Below are 20068 nucleotides of genomic sequence, written 5' to 3' on the forward strand. Positions count from 1 at the left end.
GCCTGGGAAGACAGTCACCAATGGTCGAACGCGCCCACTGTGGCGACACCGTTGACGTGACACCCAAGGGTGGACGCGCGGAAGGCTCCGCGCCACACTCCACCACTATTGGCTTGGGCGGCACGCCAGGTGCCACCCATCGGGGTACGATTCGCCCAGGAGGTCTTGCCGTGAGCACCCAGTTTTTGCGCCGTTTTTTCGATCCCGCGTCGATAGCCGTCGTGGGCGCCTCCGAGAAGACGCACTCCACGGGAGGCCAGGTCATTCGCAATCTTCTCGATGGGGGATACACGGGTAAACTCTGGGCGGTCAATGCCAAGGGCTACGCCAGCGTGCATGGGGTCACCTGTGTCACGCGGACATCGCAGTTACCCGAGATCGTCGATCTGGCGATTCTGTGCACTCCGGTCAATAGCTTGCCGAAGCTGCTTTCCCGCCTTGGCGAGAGTGGCGTACGGGCTGCGCTGGTGCTGTCCGGAGGCAGCCAACTGGATGATGAGCATAGCGGCAAGTCCTCGCTTCGCCAGCGCATGCTCGATGCCGCCAGGGCCTCCGGTATTCGCGTGCTGGGACCCGAATGCATGGGGCTGATCGTGCCCGGAAGGCACCTCAATGCCTCCTATTCGAGCCACACGGTTCCCAGGGGTAAGGTCGCCTACCTCGGGCAGTCCGGCATGCTGGCCAACGCCATGATCGATTGGGCTGCGGGGCGAGGTATTGGCTTTTCACACTTGCTGACGCTGGGTGAAAGCATCGATGTGATGCTTCCTGACCTGATTGACTACATCAATCAGAACTCGCCGACCCAGGCGATATTGCTGCACCTGGAGCGAGTGCATGATGCCCAGCACTTCATGACCGCCGTGCGAGATGCGTCACGCAGTCGCCTGGTCCTGGCCATCAAGAGCGGTCGCACGGCGCAAAGTGACATGAGTGGACTGCCACCGACACCGGGTATCACCCATCGCGATCAGGTCTTCGATGCGGCCTTTGCCCGGGCGGGGGTGGTCAGGGTCAACGATTCCGATGAGCTTTATGATGCGCTGGAAACCCTGTCGCGGATGCGCCCTCTCAAAGGGGATCGGCTGGCAATCGTTTCCAATGGGTTAGGCCCGGCCATGCTCGCCATCGACAAGCTGATTAGCTCCGGCGGTCGCCTGGCCGAGTTCGAGGATGATACCCAACGCGCGCTGCGCGAACAGGACCTGGATATCAGCAAGCCAGGTGAAAATCCGGTGGACCTGGGAGGCAATGCCACCCCAGAGCGTTTTGTGGCAGCGTTGGAGGCGGTGGCAGCGGATCCCAACGTCGATGCGGTGCTGGTGGTTCATGCCCCCACGCGCCTGGCGCCCTCCCGGGCCACCGCCGAAGCGCTGATTGGTGGAAGGCGGCGTTTCCCGCGCAATCTGCTGACCAGTTGGATGGGCTTCGAACAGGCTGTCGACGCCCGTCATCTCTGTCATGAAGCCGGTATCCCCACGTACCTGTCTCCTGAGAAGGCGGTCAAGGCATTCATGCACATGGTGGACTATCAGAGAGTCCAATCGCTATTGCAGCAGACGCCGCCAAGTCTTCCCATTTCTACTGCGGCAGAGGTGCGCCAGCGCTGTCATCAGCTGATCGATCGGGTGCTGGCCGAGGGCAGGGAAAGTCTTGCCCATAGTGAGACGGCCGAGGTGCTCAAGGCCTATGGCCTGCCGGTGGCCAAGAGCCTCTATCCCGACAGCACCGATAACGCGGCGCAATTGTCCCGAGCCATGGAGGGGCCCTTTGCCCTGAAGGTGGTACATGATGGCAACAGTCGGCCATTCCGCTACCGCCAGCATCCTCACAAACTGTCGGCTGGCTTGATTCAGGACATCGCCTCACCTGCGGACGTCGCAGCCGCCATGGATCGTCTCAGCGAGAAAGTGTCCGAGAAGTTCCCAGGTTTTCAGGTGCGCGAGTTCTGTCTCCAGCCCATGCAGCGGGGCAAGCATTCCATGCAGCTGTGTGCCGGGATCACTCGCGATCCGGTGTTCGGCCCGCTCATCGTCTTTGGCATCGGCGGTTACAAGGTGAATATCCTGGCCGACCGACAGGTATCGCTGCCGCCGCTCAACATGACCTTGGCGGCCGACATGGTAGGCCGCACTCATGCCTACCGGCTGATTCGTGAGCACTCAAGCGATCCCGAACGTGACACGCAGCGTCTTTGCCAGGTGCTGGTGACGCTGTCGCAGATGGCAACCGACCTGCCCAGGTTGCGGGGGCTAGAGATCAACCCCTTGCTGCTCAACCGTGATGGCATGGTGGCGGTGGATTTCGCCATGGACCTGGGGCAGCCCGCGCGATTTGCGATCATGCCCTATCCGGAGGAGTTGCGAGAATCGGTCACACTACGCAATGGATGGGAAGTGGAGTTTCGCCCCATCCGTGCCGAGGACGCGCCGCTGATCACCGAGTTCCACCGTCAGCTGTCGGAAGAGAGTATTCGCTTTCGCTACTTCCATAACAAGACCGACCTGAGCCAAGGCGACCTGTCACGCCTGGCCCATATCAACTACGACCGCCAGATGGCCTTTATCGCAGAGCGTCTGTGCGAGGATGGCAGCAAGGAAATGTTGGGGGTGGTGCGCGTGTGGAATGACCCCGACAACATTCGCACCGAATTTTCTATCATCATTCGTGATGATCTTCAGGGGCTGGGTATTGGCAGTCGGCTGATGGAGAAGATGATCCGCTACTGCAAGGGTGTCGGTACCCTGGAAATGTTCGGCAAGATCATGATCGACAATCATCCCATGCGGGCACTGATGAAACATCTGGGGTTCCGTCAGCGCTTCAACATGGAGGAGCAGGTGGTGGATGCCGTTCTGCGACTCAACGAGCCCACCAGTGACTGGCAGCGGCACCGCCTGGAACGGCCGGTGGAATGATCACGCCGCCACCGGCGCAGCATCCTTCCATGCGCCGGTGGGCCTGAGTTCTCAAGAAGGGTTGCTCTACAGGTTCTTGTCGACAGACTCTCTTCGACAGATGCTTCCTAGAGCAGCCTGCTTTCTTTCTACGGAGCCAGGCGAGCCACCTCCCAGCTATCATCGCGGCGGTGATAGCGCACGCGATCATGCAGGCGACTGGGTTGCCCTTGCCAGAATTCGATCATCTCCGGTACGACGCGATAGCCGCCCCAATGTACGGGTCGAGGAATGTCCTGACCTTCGTAGGCTTTTTCGAAGCGTTGCTGGCGCTGTTCTATCCAGCCGCGGTCAGGAATCACCACGCTTTGCGTCGCGATCCAGGCACCAAGCTGGCTGCCCCGGGGCCGACTGGAGAAGTAGTCGTCTGATTCTTCTTCCGCCACGCGCTCGACCTGTCCTTCCACCCGTACCTGACGTGCCAGAGAGGGCCACCAGAAGGTCAGTGCGGCATGGGGAACATTGGCCAGCTCGCTGCCCTTATGGCTGTGGTAATTGGTGTAGAACACCATGCCGTTGGCATCGATGCCCTTGAGCAGCACAATCCGCGCATGGGGCAGTCCCTGACTATCTACCGTCGATAGCGTCATGGCATTGGCGTCCTGGGGTTCGCTATCCAGCGCGAGGGCAAACCACTCGTCGAACAAGGTGAAGGGGTCGTTCGGTACGCTGCCTTCGTCGAGAATACCGCCTTCATAGTCGCGTCGGATGTCCGCAATATCACGGGTCATGAGTGTCTCCAGTGGTATCCAATTAAGCAGTGAACGTGAGTTGTGTTCGGCTGGCCGCTACCAGAATCATCGCATCCACGAAAGTCGCTGTCGCCTTGCCAAGTCATCGTTTAGGCAACGCACACCCAGGCCGTCGTGTTGCACCACGCTAACGGCCAACCAGGACGCATGGGGAGATGCCAACTGGTTCAGGCTTGGCGTAGCTGGCGCGAACGAAAGCGGGCGTAGGCGGTACAGCCGGCAAACAATACCAGCGCCACCACAGCCTCCAGGATGCCGCGACCACCCAGCCCTGGCAGGCTTGCGACCATGACTCCTTGAGCAAAGTACAGCAGGCTGACAAAGGCAAGCCAGGCGTGTCCACGCGGTCGCCGCGTAAGGATGGAAGGCAGAAAGAGGATCAACGGCAGGACGAAGGCGATCATCGGCCCGAATCGATTGCCGTCGGCCTCTACCGAGAACCCTCGATAGATCATCATGGCCAGCAGTGCGGTAAACCCTACCAGCACTACCTGGCGTGCTCTCGTGGTGAGCTGATCCAGGCCCTTGCGTCGTTCCACTTCCTCGAGCCAGGCCCTCATGATGCCGCCTTGCGGGCAGCCGAGAGCGCCAGCGTCAACCTGGCGATTCGTTCGCCTTGGGCAAAGGCGAGTTCGCGCTCGTGTTCATCCAGCGGACGATCGCTGCGGACCCCGGCGAGGTGGCTGACACCGTAGGGAGTGCCGCCGCCTTGAGTGCGGGTGAGAGCCGTCTCACTGTAGGGCAGGCCTGCGTAAACCATGCCATGGTGCAGCAGCGGCACGAGCATGGTCATCAGCGTGGTTTCTTGCCCACCGTGCAGGCTGGAGGTGGAGGTGAAGGCGGTGGCCGGCTTGTCGATCAGTGCACCGGACAGCCATAGCTCGCTGGTGCTGTCGAGAAAGTGCTTGAGCGGCGCAGCCATGTTGCCAAAGCGCGTAGGACTGCCGATAGCAAGGCCGCTGGCATGGCGCAGATCATCGAGTTCGGCGTAGATAGCACCTTCCTCGGGAATCTCCGGATCTACCGCCTCACAGGTGGGCGACACCGGAGGAACCGTGCGGATCCTTGCGTCCACTCCCGCGACCGACTCCACGCCGGCGGCAATCCGCTCTGCCAGTGCGCGTGTGGCGCCCTGGCGTGAATAGTAGAGGACCAGTACGTAGGGCAAATCCGACATGCGGTTTCCTATTGAGTTGACCAGTAAACGGCGTTGAGGGCAGGGCGTTCACCCCATGAAAAAGGCGGAGATCAATGGCCGCGGAGTGCTAGAACAGGCGTTTGATGTCTTCGGGTGGTCGTCCGATCACGGCACGCTGTCCGTCATCGAGAATCGGCCGTTGGAGGATACGCGGATGAGCCTGAATCGCCGCAATAACCTGTTCCGGGTCGTCACGATCGGCGCCCAGCGTTTTCCACTCGGTCTCGTTGGTGCGGACCAGGTCCCTAGGAGAGCCATCCAGACGCGCGATCAGCTCGCGCAGCTCCTGGCCGTTCAGGGGATCGTCCAGATAACGCCGGACCTGCGCCTCTATCCCGGCCTCCTCGAGCAGGGCAAGGGCTTCACGCGACTTGGAACAGCGCGGGTTATGCAGCAGGACGAGAGTGGCCATGACAGCTCCGACGGCAGGAGAAAGGGCTCACATTGTAATGCCCCGGCACCGGGCCCCACAACGCTGTGCGTATCCCGCACCGAAGGACCTGGGCGATGAGATGGGTGAGCGCATCGTCTCGACGAACTTGCGTGTCAGTGTGGATCCAGACGCAGGTAGACCCAGGCCGGCGTACCATTGGCCAGCGCCACCCTGACCCGCTCGTAGCGCTGGCCCAGCCGCTCGTAGCGATCGAGGGCGCGTAATTCGTCGCCGTCGACCTGTAACAGCTGACCAGGCACGTAGGCCTGTGGCGCGGGCTCAAGGTCCAGGCCAACCCGCTCAAACCCACGCAATAGTGCAGGGCTTGTCTCTAGGTCGTCACCGGTAATCAGCCAGCGTACCCACGGCCAGCGCAGGGTGCCGTAAACAAAGACCCGATGTTCATCCGCCAAGTCGAGCTCTGAACGAGCCGAATTGACGGTTGTCGCTTGCGCTGGTGGCGTGTAGCCAAGTGGGCTCTTGTAGGTGTACCACAGCCAGCCAAGGCCGAGGATGCCGGCCATGACCAGAGCAAGGCACAGACGAGGGATCCAGCGTGACAGCAACGACATAAGCAGTGACCGCAAAGGGATGAGCGTTGGCACTGTAGCGTGGCCAGGAAGCCGTGCACAACGTTCTGCACGAGAAGAAGACGTCTGGCGCCGACGATGGCAGGGCGTTTGCACGACAGTCTATCGATGATCGTCTTCGGCTTGCTAGGATAAAGACCCGATGACGAGGAGGTGCCCCATGACCGATTCCTTCCATGCCAGCGGAACTGACCATGGCCATGACGATATCGACTTCAAGACCATGATGGGGGATGTCCAGCCACTGCGCCGCAGCCAGAATCGTGCCGATGCAGGTCATCGGCCAGCAGCACCCACCGAGTCACAGATCGCCAGGCGGCGCCATGCCCTGAGTGGCAACGATGGCGCGGACGGTTTGAGTGACGACTTCGTTGACCTGGTGCCTCCCTATGATCCGCTTGAGTTTCGGCGAGATGGCATTCAGATTGGCGTGATGGAGCGCTTGCGCCAGGGGGGCTACCCGGTACAGGCCAGCCTGCACCTGTTGCGCAGACCGTTGTACGAGTGCCGTGCCAGCCTGCCGCAGTTTATCCGCGATGCTTACGCTGCTGATCTTCGCTCCGTACTCATCGTTCACGGGCGCAGCCGAGAGATCGATGGCGCGGCCAATGTGCTGCGATCCTGTCTCGCCAAGTGGCTACCTACGCTGGAGGAGGTTCACGCCTTTGTTTCTGCACAAGAGGGGGATGGGGGATTGGGCGCTACCTGGGTGATGCTACGCAAGAGCGAGCGTGCGCGATCGGCCAACCGGGAACGCCAGCAAAAACGTCGGGGCTAGTTCTGGTGCTTAGTGTCTCGTCCTTAGTCCTTAGTCCTTAGTCCTTAGTCCTCAGTCCTTAGCCCCTAGTGTCTAGTACCTCTCGGCGGGGACTTGCTGCCAATCCTGACGGTAACAAGCAACCTCTACGTCAATAAGCTTCACCAAACAACAGCGCCGCCCCATTGGGCGGCGCTGTTGTCTTGAACCCTAGGTGACAGCAGGTCAGTGCTGGCACATCAGCGGTTCAATGCTGCTGCGTCGTTTGACGTATCAGGCGACGGCGGTGTCACGCTGGCGCTCACGCGCTTCACGCTGGCGGCGAAGGAACATCGGTTCCGGGTTGTCGATAGACACCTGGTAGTGGCGGGAAAAGATGGTCAAGGCATTCAGCGCATCCTCGACGATCTGATCTTCGCGCAGGGAGAAGGCATCGAAGCCACAGCGAGCCATATAGGACAGCTGGTCGATGAGCACATCGCCGACAGCGCGAATTTCCCCGCTGATACCGTACCGTTCCCGCAGCACACGCGCGAGGGTGTAGCCGCGACCATCGGTGAACTTGGGAAAGTCGATGGCGATAAGTGGCGCCTTGCGCAGCTCGGCCACGGTATCGTCATCCAGCACCGTGTCGCTGGGCAACCAGGGGGCCAGGTCGTCGCGACGCTCAGCGGCGAGCCAGATGTCCAGGCGCACGATGCTGCTGGGCTGGTCGGCAGAGGCTTCGTCTTCCAGGCGAACCCAGGTGTCCTCAGCCAGTCGACGCTCCTTGATGAGCGGACGCTGCGGCGTGTCCTGGAGGGTGGCTTCAGGCTGCATAGACAAACTCCTTGAAGGGTTTCAGGCCGATACGGCGATAGGTGTCGATAAAGGCTTCGTCGGGCTGACGCTCGCCAACATACACCTTGAGCACCTTGTCGATGACGTCCGGCACGTCTTCACGGAAGAAAGAGGGGCCAAGGATCTTGCCCAATGACGCTTCGTTGCCCTGGCTGCCACCAAGCGAGATCTGGTAGTACTCCTCGCCTTTCTTGTCCACACCAAGAATGCCGATATGGCCAACGTGATGGTGACCGCAGGCGTTCATGCAGCCGGAGATATTGAGGTCCAGCGGGCCGAGATCATACAGGAAGTCGAGGCTTTCGAAGCGTTCCTGGATGGCTTGAGCCACCGGAATTGACTTGGCATTGGCCAGGGCGCAGTAGTCACCGCCAGGGCAGCAGATCAGATCGGCCAGAGTGCCCACGGTGGGGTTGGCCAAGCCAAGCGCTTCCAGCTTGTGCCACAGCTCCTCAATCTGGTCCACGGCCACGTCGGACAGCACCAGGTTCTGCTCGTGGGTCACCCGCAGTTCGCCGAAGCTGTAGTCGTCAGCCAGATCGGCGATCTGCGCCATCTGCTCTGAGGTGACGTCACCAGGCGACTGTCCGCTGCGCTTGAGAGACAGCGTGACGGCCTTGTACCCAGGCACCTTGTGATCGGTCACATTGTTGGTCACGAAACGGGCAAAGGCGCGGTTGTCCCGGCGCAACGCTTCGAAGGCCTCGATGGCCAATGCGTCCACGTCACGGCGGGGCGGATCGACAAAATGAGCGGCCATGTCGTCCACTGCCTGCTGGTTGAGGGTCTGCACGCCGTCCTTCAGGTGCGCCCACTCTTCCTCGACCCGCCGGCGCATTTCGTCGACGCCCAGGGCCTTGGTCAGAATCTTGATGCGCGCCTTGAACTTGTTGTCCCGGCGACCGAACTGGTTATACACCCGCAGTACCGCTTCCAGGTACGTCAACAGATGCTGCCAGGGCAGGTCTTCGCAGAGCGTCTCGCCAATCATCGGGGTACGCCCCAGGCCGCCACCGACGAGGACCTTGATGCGCACGTCCCCGGCGTCGTTGCGCCACAGCTTGAGGCCGATGTCGTGCACCTGAATGGCAGCACGGTCCTGGGCAGCGCCGGTCACCGCGATCTTGAACTTGCGCGGCAGGTAGTAGAATTCCGGGTGGAAGGTCGACCACTGACGAATCAGCTCGCACCAAGGCCGCGGATCCACTTCTTCGTCCCCGGCGATGCCGGAGAACTGGTCGGTGGTGGTGTTGCGGATATCGTTGCCGCTGGTCTGGATGGCGTGCATCTGCACACTGGCGAGCTCCGCCAGCATGTCAGGCACGTCTTCCAGCTTCGGCCAGTTGAGCTGAAGGTTGGTACGCGTCGTGAAATGCCCATAGCCACGATCATAGCGAGCAGCCAGCTCACCGAGCTTGCGCAGCTGGTAAGAGGCCAGCATGCCGTAGGGAATCGCGATGCGCAGCATGGGCGCGTAACGCTGCACGTACAGACCGTTCTGCACCCGAATCGGGAGGAATTCTTCCTCGCTGATCTTGCCTTCGAGATAGCGACGCATCTGGTCACGGAACTGTGCGACGCGTTCGTCGACCAGGGTCTGGTCATGATTGTCGTAGCGATACATTCTGCGCTTTCCTGCAGCCAGGGAATGACGGGACGTTGCGGGTTACTCTACCTGCACGCCATTATGCGATAAAAGAATAAATATTTATAGTTTGGGTGAAAATAGTAATAAGAGGCTTGTCAGCATACCCTCATACCGCCAGTTGTTGCCATCGGCGACGTTGCCAAATGATGGCAAAGCATAGTGAATTGAGGGCGCGATAGCCGAGCTGGCACCACCATACCGCCAATAGGCCGGCACCTTCATGGACGCCAAACCACCAGGCCAGCGGCAAGAACACCAGCCATTGGCACGCCAGGGTCAGCTGCATGACCGTGCGATTGGCGCCGGCACCCAGCAATGCCTGGGTGAACACCAGGGCGACGGCGTCAATCACGATCATCATGGCGGTCAACCGCAACGGAGCAACCCCGAGCGTGATCAGGTCGGGCTCATGCAGGAACAGGCCTAGGACGGCGTGGGGAATCGTTAGCATGGGGAGGGCCAGAAGGGCGAGCAGTAGCCAGGCCACCCTGACCGTGTCCCAGCCCCAGCGATGGGCCTTTTCCGGCGAGGCATTGCCCAGCGCTTCCCCCACTAGACTCATCGCCGCCATGCCCAGGCCAACACCCGGCAGAATCAACAGTAGCGACAGGTTGACCAGAACATGGCCGACCGCGACGCTGGCGGTATCGATCTGGCCAAGAATCCAGAACAGCACGGCGTAGCCTGCCGCAAACCAGAGCTGCTGAAAGGAGTGTGGGGTGGCGAGGCGAAGCGTCGTTGCCAGTGTCCTGGGGCAGGGGCGACGGGGCGTTCCCGCGCGGCGGCTGAGCCAGGCCCAGATGCCGAGACCGACGAACAGCGACAGGCTGCTGCCCAGGCCAGCGCCACTCACGCCCATGGCCGGTAGTCCCCAATAGCCAAAGATGAGTCCGACGCTTGCCACCAGGTTGACCGCCTGCATGATCAGCATGATGCGCAGGTACAGCCCGGTCTGCTGGATACCGTTCCAGTAGCCTCGATAGCAGAAGATCATGGCCACCGGCAGCAACGCTATCACCCGCCAGCGAAAGTAGCTCACGGCGAGAGCAGAGACGGCGCCATCATCATTCAGCCAACCGATGAGGGTTGGGGCCTGCCATAGACACAGCAGCATGAGAGGCAGACCAAGCAGGGCGGCCAGCGCCAGTCCAGATACCAGGGGTTCGGCACGAGGATCGCGTGCTCCAGCGCTGACATCCGCCTCTCCGTGACGCCTGGCAACCTGGGCCTGGACTCCGGAGGACAGCCCAAACAGGCAGGCCGTGACCATGAACATGGCATACCCTCCCACCCCTGCGGCGGCCAGTTCCGTCTCGCCCAGCCGCCCTATCAGAGCGGCGTCCACCAGATTCATCAGGCTCTGGCTAAGCATGCCCGCCATGATGGGGAGCGCCAGCCGCAGGATCATGTTCCAGCGGTTGAGCTCTGGCAGCAGCTTGCAGGGTGACGCCACGCGCATCAGGTGTCGTAGGACAGCACGGGCGAGAGCCAGCGCTCTATCTCGTCCAGCGCCATGCCCTTGCGGGTCGCCAGTGTCTCTACCTGGTCCCGGGTAATCTTGCCGGTAGAGAAGTACTTCGACTGCGGGTGCGAGAAATACCAGCCGGATACCGCTGCGGCGGGCCACATGGCGAAGCTTTCGGTCAGCTCGAGTCCGCTGTTGGCGGGGGCGTCAAGCAAGCGAAACAGCGTGGCTTTCTCGGTATGGTCCGGGCAGGCAGGGTAGCCAGGGGCCGGTCGAATACCCTGATACTTCTCGGCAATCAGCGCTTCGTTGTCCAGCTGCTCTTCCGGTACGTAGGCCCAGAACTCCTTGCGCACCCGCTCATGCATCAGTTCGGCGAAGGCTTCCGCAAGGCGGTCGGCCAGGGCCTGAACCATGATGGCGTTGTAGTCATCACCGCGGGCCTTGTACTCGTTGGACAGGGCCTCGACGCCATGCCCCGCGGTGACGGCGAAGCCACCGATCCAGTCGGGCGTGCCGCTGTCCTTGGGGGCGACAAAGTCTGCCAGGCTATAGCAGACCCCCTCGCGGTTCTTGGTGGTCTGTTGGCGAATGTGATGCAGTCGTTCGATCACCTCGCTGCGGCTGTCATCGGCGTAGACCTCGATGACATCATCATCCACCGTATTGGCCGGCCACAGGCCAATCACGCCGCGGGCCTTGATGCGCCCCTCGTCGATCAACTTGCGCAGCATGACTTGAGCCTCGTCGAACAGCTGGCGTGCAGCCTCGCCGACGATCTCATCGTCCAGGATCTTCGGGAACTTGCCGACCAGCTCCCAGCTCATGAAGAAAGGCGTCCAGTCAATCCGTGCGACCAGGTCGTCAAGATCATAGTCGTCGAAGACCTTGAGGCCGGTGAAGGTCGGTACCGGGGGGGTGTATCCCTGCCAGTCCAGCACGGGCTTGCGGGCGCAGGCGTCACGGTAGGAAAGGTCCGCTGCCTTGGGGCGGCGCTTGGCGTTGCGCTCACGTACCTTTTCATACTCCTCACGCACTTCCTTGACGTAACTTTCCTTGAGACCAGGAGACAGCAGGCGACCCGCGACGCCCACGGCGCGCGAGGCATCGGTCACGTAGATGACCGGCTCATCATACTGGGGCTCGATCTTGACCGCGGTGTGGGCCTTTGACGTGGTCGCGCCCCCGATCAGCAGCGGCAGCGAAAAGCCCTGTCGCTGCATTTCCTTGGCCACGTGCACCATCTCGTCCAGGGACGGCGTGATCAGTCCGGACAAGCCAATGATATCGGCGTTCTCCTCTCGGGCCGTCTTCAGGATCTTGTCGGCAGGCACCATGACGCCAAGGTCGATGACCTCATAGTTGTTGCACTGAAGCACCACACCGACGATGTTCTTGCCGATGTCGTGGACGTCGCCCTTCACCGTGGCCATGACGATCTTGCCCTTGGCCTGGGTGTCCTCGCTCTTCTCCGCTTCGATATAGGGGATCAGATAGGCGACGGCCTGCTTCATCACTCGCGCCGACTTGACCACCTGGGGCAGAAACATCTTGCCCGCGCCAAACAGGTCGCCCACCACATTCATGCCGTCCATCAACGGCCCTTCGATGACCTCGATAGGGCGGCTGGCTCTCTGGCGGGCCAGCTCCGTGTCCTCTTCAATGAAGGCAGTGATGCCTTTCACCAACGCGTGTTCAATGCGTTTTTCTACTTCCCAGCTGCGCCACTCCAGATCCTCCTTCTTGTCGCCGCTAGAGCCATCGCCGCGGTACTGATCGGCAATATCGAGGAGGCGCTCAGTGCTGTCGTCACGGCGGTTGAGGACAACGTCCTCGACCGCTTCACGCAGGGCTTCGGGCAGGTCGTCATACACCGCCAGCTGCCCCGCGTTGACGATCCCCATGGTCAGGCCCGCGCGAATGGCGTGGTACAGAAAGACCGAGTGGATGGCCTCGCGCACGGGATTGTTACCGCGAAACGAGAAGGACACATTGGATACGCCGCCGGAGACCATGGCATGGGGCAGATGTTCACGAATCCAGCGGGTGGCCTCGATGAAATCGACGGCGTAGTTGTTGTGCTCCTCGATGCCGGTGGCAATGGCAAAGATGTTGGGGTCGAAGATGATGTCTTCAGCAGGAAAGCCGATGTCATGGACGAGCACGTTGTAGGCTCGCTGACAGATCTCCGTCTTGCGCGCGAAGGTGTCCGCCTGGCCGGTTTCATCGAACGCCATGACGACGACCGCGGCGCCATGCCGGCGACACTCGGTGGCCTGGTGGCGGAAAGCGTCTTCGCCTTCCTTGAGCGAGATCGAGTTGACCACTGCCTTGCCTTGAATGCACTTCAGGCCCGCTTCGATGATGTCCCACTTGGAGGAGTCGACCATGATCGGCACGCGAGCAATGTCCGGCTCCCCGGCGATCAGGTTGAGGAAGCGCACCATGGCATCCTTGGACTCGAGCATGCCCTCGTCCATGTTGATATCGATCACCTGGGCGCCGTTCTCGACCTGCTCAAGTGCCACCTCGAGCGCAGTGGTGTAATCCTCTTCCTTGATCAGGCGCTTGAAGCGCGCCGAGCCGGTGACGTTGGTGCGCTCACCGACGTTCACAAACAGCGAGTCATGTTCGATGTTGAACGGCTCGAGGCCTGACAGGCGGCAGGCGCGGCTGCGCTGTGGAATCTGACGCGGCGTCAGGTCTTTGATGGCACGGTGGATCGCCGCAATGTGTTCCGGTGTGGAGCCACAGCAGCCGCCGATGATATTCACCAGGCCGCTGCGTGCGAACTCGGCCACGATGGCGGCCATCTCCTCAGGCGTCTGGTCGTATTCGCCAAATTCGTTGGGCAGGCCAGCGTTTGGGTGAGCCGATACGAAGGTGTCGGCCTTGGTGGACAGCTCCTCGATGTACGGCCGCAGCTCTTCGGCCCCCAGGGCGCAATTGAGGCCAACGGTCAGCGGCTGGGCGTGGCGCACGGAGTTCCAGAATGCCTCGGTCGTCTGCCCTGACAAGGTGCGGCCTGACGCGTCGGTGATGGTGCCCGAGATCATTACCGGCAGGCGCTGGCCGGTTTCGTCGAAGATCTCCTCCAGCGCGTAGATCGCGGCCTTGGCGTTCAGGGTATCGAAGATCGTTTCGATCATGATCAGATCGGCACCACCGTCGATCAATGCCAGAGCCGCCTCGCGATAGTTGTCGCGCAGAGCATCGAAGGTCACGTTTCGCTTGGCGGGGTCATTCACGTCTGGAGACAGGGACGCCGTCCGCGACGTCGGGCCCAGTACACCGGCGACATAGCGAGCTACCCCGGTGTCCGCCTCGACCTCATCACAGACCTGGCGGGCCAGACGAGCCGCTTCGCGGTTGAGCTCGGGTACCAGGGCTTCCATGCCATAGTCGGACTGCGACAGGCGGGTCGCATTGAAGGTATTCGTCTCGAGAATATCGGCGCCGGCCAGCAGGTAGTCGCGGTGAATCCGCGATACCAGGTCCGGGCAGGTCAGGACCAGCAGATCGTTATTACCCTTGACGTCCGAGGGCCAGTCCTTGAAACGCTCTCCACGAAACTCTTCTTCGCTCAGCGCTGCATTCTGCAGCATGGTTCCCATGCCACCATCCAGCATGAGGATGCGCTGGGAAAGGCTGTCGACGAGGCGGGCGGTCTGAGCGGTTGGTGCGGCTACGGCCATGGGAAGGTGGGTCTCCAGCTGGACGCTAGTCAGGTCGACTGACGCAGAATTTTTTATATGCCACCGCTTGCGTTGGCGTGGCTCGGCCCCCATGTGATTGGCGCAGACATGGCAAGTCGCCGGGGGATCCGTTCGAAAGGCGCACATCTTACCAAAGCGCTGGCCGTGGCGGCAGGGGCAATGGCGCTGTTGTCGCGATGCCGGATCCGTTCACCGTTGCGAGACATTCTTGAGTGTTTTACTCGGGATTGAGTCTGGGCCAGCTTGGGCTTACCATGCAGTCATCCAACCCGCAGTGGCCACGAGCCTTGAGTCAAGGCGGGGCGAACCAGTGAGAGAGCCATGAGCGAGAACATCCAGATCACCGACAGCGCACAGGATTACCTGGCCGAACTGCTCGAGAAGCAGAACGTCGACGGTATTGCGGTGCGGATTTTTATCACCCAGCCGGGTACCCCCTACGCAGAAACGTGTCTGGCCTACTGTCGTCCGGGCGAGGAAGAGCCCAGTGACGAGCGGCTTGAGCTCGACAAGATCGCCGTCTACCTGGACGCCAACAGCATTCCGTTCCTGGAGGAGGCCGTTGTCGACTTCAATGCGGATCGCATGGGTGGGCAGCTGACGATCAAGGCGCCCAACGCCAAGATGCCGAAGGTCAATGCCGACAGCCCGCTCGAGGATCGTATCAATTACATCCTGTACAGCGAAATCAACCCGGGCCTGGCCGCCCATGGTGGCGAGATCAAGCTGATCCAGCTGACCGACGATCAGGTGGCCGTGCTGGCCTTCGGTGGTGGCTGCCAGGGCTGTGCCGCGGTCGACCTGACGCTAAAGGAAGGGGTCGAAAAGACCTTGATGGAGCGGATTCCCGAGCTTGCCGGTATCCGTGACGTCACCGATCACACCGATACCACCAACGCCTATTATCGGTAAGTCATGCTCAGTTGATCGTCGGCCGCGATGGCTGGCGAGGTATCGGCGTCACCCATCTGTATGCCGAATGCAAAAAGCGCCGCTCTCTGGAGCGGCGCTTTTTTTATGGAGCACAGGGTTTTATGGAGCGCAGGGTTTTATGGAGCGCCGGGCGCGTCAGCTGTCGCGGCCTGGGTCTCGCTTGAGCTTGGATTCATCGTTTGGTGAGGCGGCATCTTGCTCCCGCTGCTGCCGAGCCAGCGCCCAGATCTTCTCGTCGAGCTTTTCTTCCAGTCCCTTCAGTCGCTCTGTGTGGCTCGCTATCAGGCGACGCTGCTCCTCGATGCGTTCGTTGAGTAAATCCACTTCATGTCCGCGTGCGCGCAGCGCCTCTTCCGAACGAGATCGCTCCAGCTGCGTTTCTCGATGCCGTTTTTCCTCATCCGCAAGCTCCCCGCGCAGGGCGTGTAGCTGCTGCTGTAGCGTGTCGTGGCGCTGCTCAGCCTGCTTCAAGCGCTGGGCATGGGATTTCTCCAGCGCCTGTCGCTCGCGACGGGCTTCGTCCAGCATCGCCATCAGGCGTGCCTCAGCCGCTTCGTGACGCTGTTCTTCCTGGGCGAGCTTCTCGCGCTGCTGTTGCTGCTGCTCCTCCAGTGCACGCTGGAATTCCCTTGCTTCCTGCTCCTTGTCCTGTTGCAGGCGCTCGAGTTGATCCTGTTGCTGGCTACGGCGCTCGCGCTCCTTGGTCAGCAGCTCCTCCAGTCCCTGCTTTGCCGATGTCAGGTGAGCCGCCTCACTGGCAGCCTCCTGCAGGCGCGCTTCCACCGAGGAAAGGTGGGCAGCAAGGGCGCTCTCGCGCTGCTCCGCGTCTTCCGCGCGACGGTGGGCGGTAGCGACCTTCTCCAGTGCCGCCTCGACGTTACGGTCAGCTTCCTGGCGGTAATGGGCGAGGTTCTCGGCTGCCGCTTCCTGTGCCTTGGTCCATAACTCTTCTGCCAGTGACACGAGTTCTGCCGGCATCCCCTGAGGCGGTGGCACATCACGCCGCTCCTCACGCCGAGACCGCCATTCGCGCAGATGCTCGCTGATGGTGGTGAAGCTGCCAGTCCCAAGCACTTCGCGGATCTTCTGAACGCTAGGGGCTTCCTGCTGCTTCAGCAGAGTGTCCACCGCTCGCTGTACGTCGTCGTAGGTAATCCCTGTGCGGGCCATCGGGGTCTCCTTGAGCGGGCATGTTAGCGCCAGCGGCAGATCATGCCTGAATGCGGGGGTGCTGACTACGATCCAGTGTGTCCATTGGCCGCGGCGGCGATCGCGCGCCATCGCCTCAGCGCTGTGCATGTGACGATCTTAGTGTAATTACACTACATACGTAAACATAATAATATTTATGATAGCGCCTAGAAAATCAAGATTACGCGCCTTATCTTGAATAATTGTCGCTGTAGGGGCAGCATGGAAGGGGCAGGGAGGGTGTTCAATCCATGGTGGTGACGGGCTTTATCAATGGCAGATAACGACAGATCTGGCGGAGGTGGCATGGCTGCCTGGCGCGCGGAGTCTTCTCAGTGGCTTGCCGCGCGGGAGGCTGAACGCCCAGGCGCGCTAATCGAGGCTAATGACGACCGGGAGGCTGTCACCTGCTGGTTGCAGGAGTACGCGGCAAGCCCGCAAACCCTCAGGGCCTACCGACGGGAGGCTGAGCGGCTGCTGCTGTGGCTGGCCGAGCGCCAGCAGGTCCTCGCGGGTTTGCGTCGCGCCGACATCGACGAGTTCGAACGATTCCTGGCCAACCCGGTGCCTGCGGAGCACTGGGTTGGGCCGACCAGGCCGCGCCAAGATCCACGCTGGAGGCCCTTTCGCGGGCCTCTGTCACCGTCGAGTCGGCGCCAGAGCCTGGTGATCCTGCAGGGCATGATGGCCTGGCTGGTGGAGGCCGGTTGGCTGTCGCGCAATCCGTTTCGATTGATGCGCGACAAGCGGCGGAGGCTCAATAATGGCCAGCGCAGGATCGAACGCTATCTGGAGCGTGCGTTATGGGACTGGCTATGGTCCTGGGCGAGTCGCCCGTTGCCTTTACTGGCGACGCAGCGCATGCGCTACCTTTGGTTCAGGCGCAGGCTGATACTGGGTTTTGGCTATCTATTGGCCCCGCGCATCAGCGAAATGAGCGCCGCACGCTTTGATGACATCGTTTCGAGAGAGGGGCGGTGGTGGTGGCAGGTCGTCGGCAAGGGGCAAAAGTTTGCCCAGATTCCGGTACCACCAGACATGCAGGAGCTGTTGGAGGAAGCCCGCTCGCTCTATGGAGTGTCAGATGCCTTGGGCGCAGCGCAAGGTCCGATCTTACGTCGACTCGATGGCCAGGCACCGCTGGGCGACAACCAGCTGTATCGGATGATTCGCCAGACCTTTCGCGAGGCAGCAGAGGCGCTGGAAGAGGAGGGCGGTGAGGCGCGCTACGTTGCCCAACTGCGCGAGGCTACGCCACACTGGCTGAGGCATACCGGGCTGACCCATCAGGCCCAGGCCGGGGTGGAGCTGCGCTACCTGGCTGAGACTGCGCGCCATTCACGCCTGGATACAACGGCGATCTACCTTCACTCGGAAGATGAAGAGTGGCACCGTCAGCAGTCCCTGCACCGATTGACGCGTTAGCCATGGTCAGCATGGCCAGGCGTCTGGCTGGGATTTCAGAGGCTGGGTTCTACGAGGACTGGTTTCAGGAACAATCTGACAGATCGGTTTCAGGGCCTGAAATGGCCGCGCTTACGCGCGAGATAGCGATCGGCGTGCTCGGTCAGTGCCTTGACGTCTGACTTGTAGCCGCGATCTAACTGGTAGGCTGCCACGGCAAGTGCCAGGGTGGCGGCCAGCATGATCAGCATGGCGATGTGAAAGGTCATTACTTATCCCTCCAGGTCAGCAGGGCCTTTGCATAGGATGCCACGAGTGCGAGCCCGAAGCCAATACAGGCTCCCCATAGCGGCTTTGCGGTGTTGGCCACGACCAGTGTGGCATGACTGTCCTTGTCGGCAAAGAACAGGGCGATCAAGGACAAGGCACCCACGGTGGTGCCGGCTCGGTCCGCCAGGTCAAGCAAATTGGTCAGGATTGCCGCACGCTTGGCCCGTCGCTGGGCGGCCAGGTGCGCGATGATGTCTTCCAGTTGCTGCGATGTCAGCCCACGTTCGTGCGCAGGCGTTTCCTTGCCAGCCAAGGCATGGCGCGAGCGAGCGTCTTCCAGGTAGCGGTCAAGTTGCTTCTCGAGAGCGGCAAGCCGACGGTCGCGGGGCTGTCGTTTTCCCGGTCCTTCGGGAGGGTGTTCTGCCATATAGACTCCGTGGCGGCGCTAAAGCCCAAATCTAAAATGCCCAGTTCTGAAAGCCCAGTCCTGAAAAGCCCGGTTCTGAAAAGCCCAGCCCCTGAAACCGGGACGCTAACACCGACTTGCCAGAACGGGTGGCGAATACCTGGCCGTTGTAACCGGGTTGTCATGCCCGATGTATCACGACCGAGACATCACGTCGACGCATCACAGCGAGTCACCAAGACGTGTCGAGGTACCCGATGTTCCCGACAAGGGAGCATGGCCGAGCGTTTCCGAGCCTGGCTTATCGCAGATACCGATACCATGCATTCATCGCTGGGGATAAAGCGAATACAGTCTAGCACGCTCGCTGTCGTCTTCATGTCCGCGGTAGGTCTTCATGTTCGCAGTAGGTCTTCATGTTCGCAGCAGAAGGGTGGCCGCGGGAGGGACGACGCCGGGGGCGTGGTAAAGGTATACTGGCGCGAGCTATTTCAGGGAGTTTCCATGACCACTACCGCGGAACAGGCCCAGCAGGAGCTGCTGGAAGAATTCGAGTTGTTCGACAACTGGATGGATCGCTATCAGTACATCATCGACATGGGCAAGGCGCTGCCGCCCTTTGCTGAAGAAGACAAGCGGGATGAGCTAAAGATCCAGGGCTGTCAGTCAAATGTGTGGATGCGCCACGAGCGTCAGGGCGACCTGCTGCACTTCGCTGCCGTTTCGGATGCGGCTATCGTATCTGGGCTGATTGCGGTGCTGCTGCGGATTTACAATGAGCGCACGCCATCCGACATCCTCGCCACCAGTCCTCATTTTCTCAAGGATCTGGGGCTCGACAAGCACCTGTCGCCGACCCGTAGTAACGGACTCAATGCGATGCTGCAGAGGATTTATCGCGTCGCCGAGCAAGAGGCGGCGTAACGGTCCGGCAAGGTCGAGCGCTAGAGATACACGAAAGCTGTCGCTCCGCCGGGCTTGGCAGAGTCAACGGAGTGTTGCGTAGGCCCGCCAAGCGCCGCGACTCGTCTGCGTAGGCATTTATGCAGTGTCTCCTTATAGGTTCCGCTAAGGGCGAGGCCGAAAATGATCATCCAGCTCAGGATCATCGCGACACAGCTGTTCACTGGGCCCGCCCGGCACGGGATCGATGCCTCCCTCGGCACCGGGATGACAGCGAAGTATGCGTTTCACTGCCAACCAGCCACCCCGCAGTGGGCCATGCACGACGATGGCTTCATGGCTGTAGTGAGAGCAGCTCGGCCAGTAGCGACAGCGTGGCCCCAGCACCGGGCTGATCACCGTCTGATAGACACGGATGACACCGAGCAGTGGCAGTGACAGCCAGCGCTTGAGCCCCCGTTGACGGGGGAGTGCTGGCTCTCCAGGTGTCTGCTGCAAAGGAGCCGAGGGTGAGTCGTCTGCATGATCCTTGCCACAGCGACAGCCTGCATGATGCTGTAGAAGGGGCGGCGGCGGAGCAGGGTGGGCGCCATGCTGTGCCGGAG

At 61.2% G+C, this 20068-nt stretch carries 18 protein-coding genes; 5 read left to right on the forward strand and 13 right to left on the reverse strand.

Features of this window, described 5'->3' with window-relative positions; all coding sequences use genetic code 11:
• The first annotated feature begins 170 nt into the window (after positions 1-170).
• Positions 171-2918, forward strand: coding sequence for a bifunctional acetate--CoA ligase family protein/GNAT family N-acetyltransferase (locus KUV45_RS06130; protein ID WP_222163798.1), 2748 nt, complete (start codon positions 171-173; stop codon positions 2916-2918).
• A 128-nt stretch (positions 2919-3046) separates the two neighbouring features.
• Here the strand turns inward: KUV45_RS06130 and pdxH are convergent, their stop codons facing one another.
• The 5 genes from pdxH to KUV45_RS06155 all read right to left on the reverse strand — a co-directional run bounded on the left by pdxH (position 3047) and on the right by KUV45_RS06155 (position 5912).
• Positions 3047-3688, reverse strand: coding sequence for a pyridoxamine 5'-phosphate oxidase (gene pdxH / locus KUV45_RS06135; RefSeq protein ID WP_222163799.1), 642 nt, complete (start codon positions 3686-3688; stop codon positions 3047-3049).
• A 188-nt stretch (positions 3689-3876) separates the two neighbouring features.
• A complete protein-coding gene (locus tag KUV45_RS06140) occupies positions 3877-4269 on the reverse strand; it encodes a DUF2069 domain-containing protein (protein WP_222163800.1) in 393 nt (130 codons plus the stop codon).
• Positions 4266-4886 (reverse strand): NAD(P)H:quinone oxidoreductase, encoded by a 621-nt coding sequence (gene wrbA / locus KUV45_RS06145; RefSeq protein ID WP_206938824.1) that lies wholly within the window; start codon positions 4884-4886, stop codon positions 4266-4268. Before wrbA ends, KUV45_RS06140 begins: the two co-directional genes overlap by 4 nt.
• A gap of 88 nt (positions 4887-4974) precedes the next feature.
• Positions 4975-5319 (reverse strand): arsenate reductase (glutaredoxin), encoded by a 345-nt coding sequence (gene arsC, locus KUV45_RS06150; protein WP_206938822.1) that lies wholly within the window; start codon positions 5317-5319, stop codon positions 4975-4977.
• Between the two features lie 134 nt (positions 5320-5453).
• A complete protein-coding gene (locus tag KUV45_RS06155) occupies positions 5454-5912 on the reverse strand; it encodes a gamma-glutamylcyclotransferase family protein (RefSeq protein WP_222163801.1) in 459 nt (152 codons plus the stop codon).
• A gap of 178 nt (positions 5913-6090) precedes the next feature.
• On the opposite strand from KUV45_RS06155, the gene smrA reads away from it, so the two are divergent.
• A complete protein-coding gene (smrA, locus tag KUV45_RS06160; protein WP_206938818.1) occupies positions 6091-6708 on the forward strand; it encodes a DNA endonuclease SmrA in 618 nt (205 codons plus the stop codon).
• A gap of 252 nt (positions 6709-6960) precedes the next feature.
• Here the strand turns inward: smrA and KUV45_RS06165 are convergent, their stop codons facing one another.
• From KUV45_RS06165 to metH, 4 genes are all read right to left on the reverse strand, one after another.
• Positions 6961-7506, reverse strand: a complete 546-nt coding sequence (locus tag KUV45_RS06165) for a DUF934 domain-containing protein (RefSeq protein WP_222163802.1) — start codon at positions 7504-7506, stop codon at positions 6961-6963.
• Positions 7496-9151 (reverse strand): nitrite/sulfite reductase, encoded by a 1656-nt coding sequence (locus KUV45_RS06170; RefSeq protein WP_222163803.1) that lies wholly within the window; start codon positions 9149-9151, stop codon positions 7496-7498. Before KUV45_RS06170 ends, KUV45_RS06165 begins: the two co-directional genes overlap by 11 nt.
• A gap of 130 nt (positions 9152-9281) precedes the next feature.
• Complete coding sequence (locus KUV45_RS06175) at positions 9282-10610, reverse strand: MATE family efflux transporter (protein WP_374107019.1); 1329 nt, start codon at positions 10608-10610, stop codon at positions 9282-9284.
• A gap of 23 nt (positions 10611-10633) precedes the next feature.
• Positions 10634-14335 (reverse strand): methionine synthase, encoded by a 3702-nt coding sequence (gene metH, locus KUV45_RS06180; protein WP_222163805.1) that lies wholly within the window; start codon positions 14333-14335, stop codon positions 10634-10636.
• 342 nt (positions 14336-14677) lie between these two features.
• Here metH and nfuA point away from each other — a divergent pair, with 342 nt between their 5' ends.
• The gene (gene nfuA, locus KUV45_RS06185) at positions 14678-15268 is read left to right on the forward strand and encodes a Fe-S biogenesis protein NfuA (RefSeq protein WP_206938806.1); all 591 of its coding nucleotides are present in this window, start codon (positions 14678-14680) and stop codon (positions 15266-15268) included.
• 156 nt (positions 15269-15424) lie between these two features.
• On the opposite strand, the gene KUV45_RS06190 is transcribed toward nfuA, so the two are convergent.
• Positions 15425-16459: a DNA-binding protein gene (locus KUV45_RS06190; protein ID WP_222163806.1), complete on the reverse strand. Its 1035-nt coding sequence runs from the start codon at positions 16457-16459 to the stop codon at positions 15425-15427.
• 327 nt (positions 16460-16786) lie between these two features.
• Here KUV45_RS06190 and KUV45_RS06195 point away from each other — a divergent pair, with 327 nt between their 5' ends.
• A complete protein-coding gene (locus KUV45_RS06195) occupies positions 16787-17905 on the forward strand; it encodes a site-specific integrase (RefSeq protein WP_222163807.1) in 1119 nt (372 codons plus the stop codon).
• 89 nt (positions 17906-17994) lie between these two features.
• Here KUV45_RS06195 and KUV45_RS06200 read toward each other — a convergent pair whose 3' ends face one another.
• Both KUV45_RS06200 and KUV45_RS06205 read right to left on the reverse strand, forming a co-directional pair.
• Positions 17995-18153 (reverse strand): hypothetical protein, encoded by a 159-nt coding sequence (locus KUV45_RS06200; protein ID WP_206938775.1) that lies wholly within the window; start codon positions 18151-18153, stop codon positions 17995-17997.
• Positions 18153-18581, reverse strand: coding sequence for a hypothetical protein (locus KUV45_RS06205; protein ID WP_222163808.1), 429 nt, complete (start codon positions 18579-18581; stop codon positions 18153-18155). Before KUV45_RS06205 ends, KUV45_RS06200 begins: the two co-directional genes overlap by 1 nt.
• A 483-nt stretch (positions 18582-19064) precedes the next feature.
• Here KUV45_RS06205 and KUV45_RS06210 point away from each other — a divergent pair, with 483 nt between their 5' ends.
• Positions 19065-19484: a SufE family protein gene (locus KUV45_RS06210; protein ID WP_206938771.1), complete on the forward strand. Its 420-nt coding sequence runs from the start codon at positions 19065-19067 to the stop codon at positions 19482-19484.
• Between the two features lie 144 nt (positions 19485-19628).
• Here KUV45_RS06210 and yidD read toward each other — a convergent pair whose 3' ends face one another.
• Positions 19629-19904 carry a membrane protein insertion efficiency factor YidD gene (yidD, locus tag KUV45_RS20290; RefSeq protein WP_224852115.1) on the reverse strand — a complete coding sequence of 92 codons (276 nt, stop codon included), beginning with the start codon at positions 19902-19904 and terminating at the stop codon, positions 19629-19631.
• Positions 19905-20068 lie beyond the last annotated feature (164 nt).

Origin of the sequence: Halomonas sp. DP3Y7-2 (assembly GCF_019800795.1) — a bacterium.
Lineage (GTDB): Bacteria > Pseudomonadota > Gammaproteobacteria > Pseudomonadales > Halomonadaceae > Halomonas > Halomonas litopenaei_A.

Bases quoted from the DNA above. Each gene is read 5' to 3' on its own strand.
- pdxH (WP_222163799.1), bottom strand. From the start codon at position 3,688: ATGACCCGTGATATTGCGGACATCCGACGCGACTATGAAGGCGGTATT.
- KUV45_RS06140 (WP_222163800.1), bottom strand. From the start codon at position 4,269: ATGAGGGCCTGGCTCGAGGAAGTGGAACGACGCAAGGGCCTGGATCAG.
- wrbA (WP_206938824.1), bottom strand. From the start codon at position 4,886: ATGTCGGATTTGCCCTACGTACTGGTCCTCTACTATTCACGCCAGGGC.
- arsC (WP_206938822.1), bottom strand. From the start codon at position 5,319: ATGGCCACTCTCGTCCTGCTGCATAACCCGCGCTGTTCCAAGTCGCGT.
- KUV45_RS06155 (WP_222163801.1), bottom strand. From the start codon at position 5,912: ATGTCGTTGCTGTCACGCTGGATCCCTCGTCTGTGCCTTGCTCTGGTC.
- smrA (WP_206938818.1), top strand. From the start codon at position 6,091: ATGACCGATTCCTTCCATGCCAGCGGAACTGACCATGGCCATGACGAT.
- KUV45_RS06165 (WP_222163802.1), bottom strand. From the start codon at position 7,506: ATGCAGCCTGAAGCCACCCTCCAGGACACGCCGCAGCGTCCGCTCATC.
- KUV45_RS06170 (WP_222163803.1), bottom strand. From the start codon at position 9,151: ATGTATCGCTACGACAATCATGACCAGACCCTGGTCGACGAACGCGTC.
- metH (WP_222163805.1), bottom strand. From the start codon at position 14,335: ATGGCCGTAGCCGCACCAACCGCTCAGACCGCCCGCCTCGTCGACAGC.
- nfuA (WP_206938806.1), top strand. From the start codon at position 14,678: ATGAGCGAGAACATCCAGATCACCGACAGCGCACAGGATTACCTGGCC.
- KUV45_RS06190 (WP_222163806.1), bottom strand. From the start codon at position 16,459: ATGGCCCGCACAGGGATTACCTACGACGACGTACAGCGAGCGGTGGAC.
- KUV45_RS06195 (WP_222163807.1), top strand. From the start codon at position 16,787: ATGGCTGCCTGGCGCGCGGAGTCTTCTCAGTGGCTTGCCGCGCGGGAG.
- KUV45_RS06200 (WP_206938775.1), bottom strand. From the start codon at position 18,153: ATGACCTTTCACATCGCCATGCTGATCATGCTGGCCGCCACCCTGGCA.
- KUV45_RS06205 (WP_222163808.1), bottom strand. From the start codon at position 18,581: ATGGCAGAACACCCTCCCGAAGGACCGGGAAAACGACAGCCCCGCGAC.
- KUV45_RS06210 (WP_206938771.1), top strand. From the start codon at position 19,065: ATGACCACTACCGCGGAACAGGCCCAGCAGGAGCTGCTGGAAGAATTC.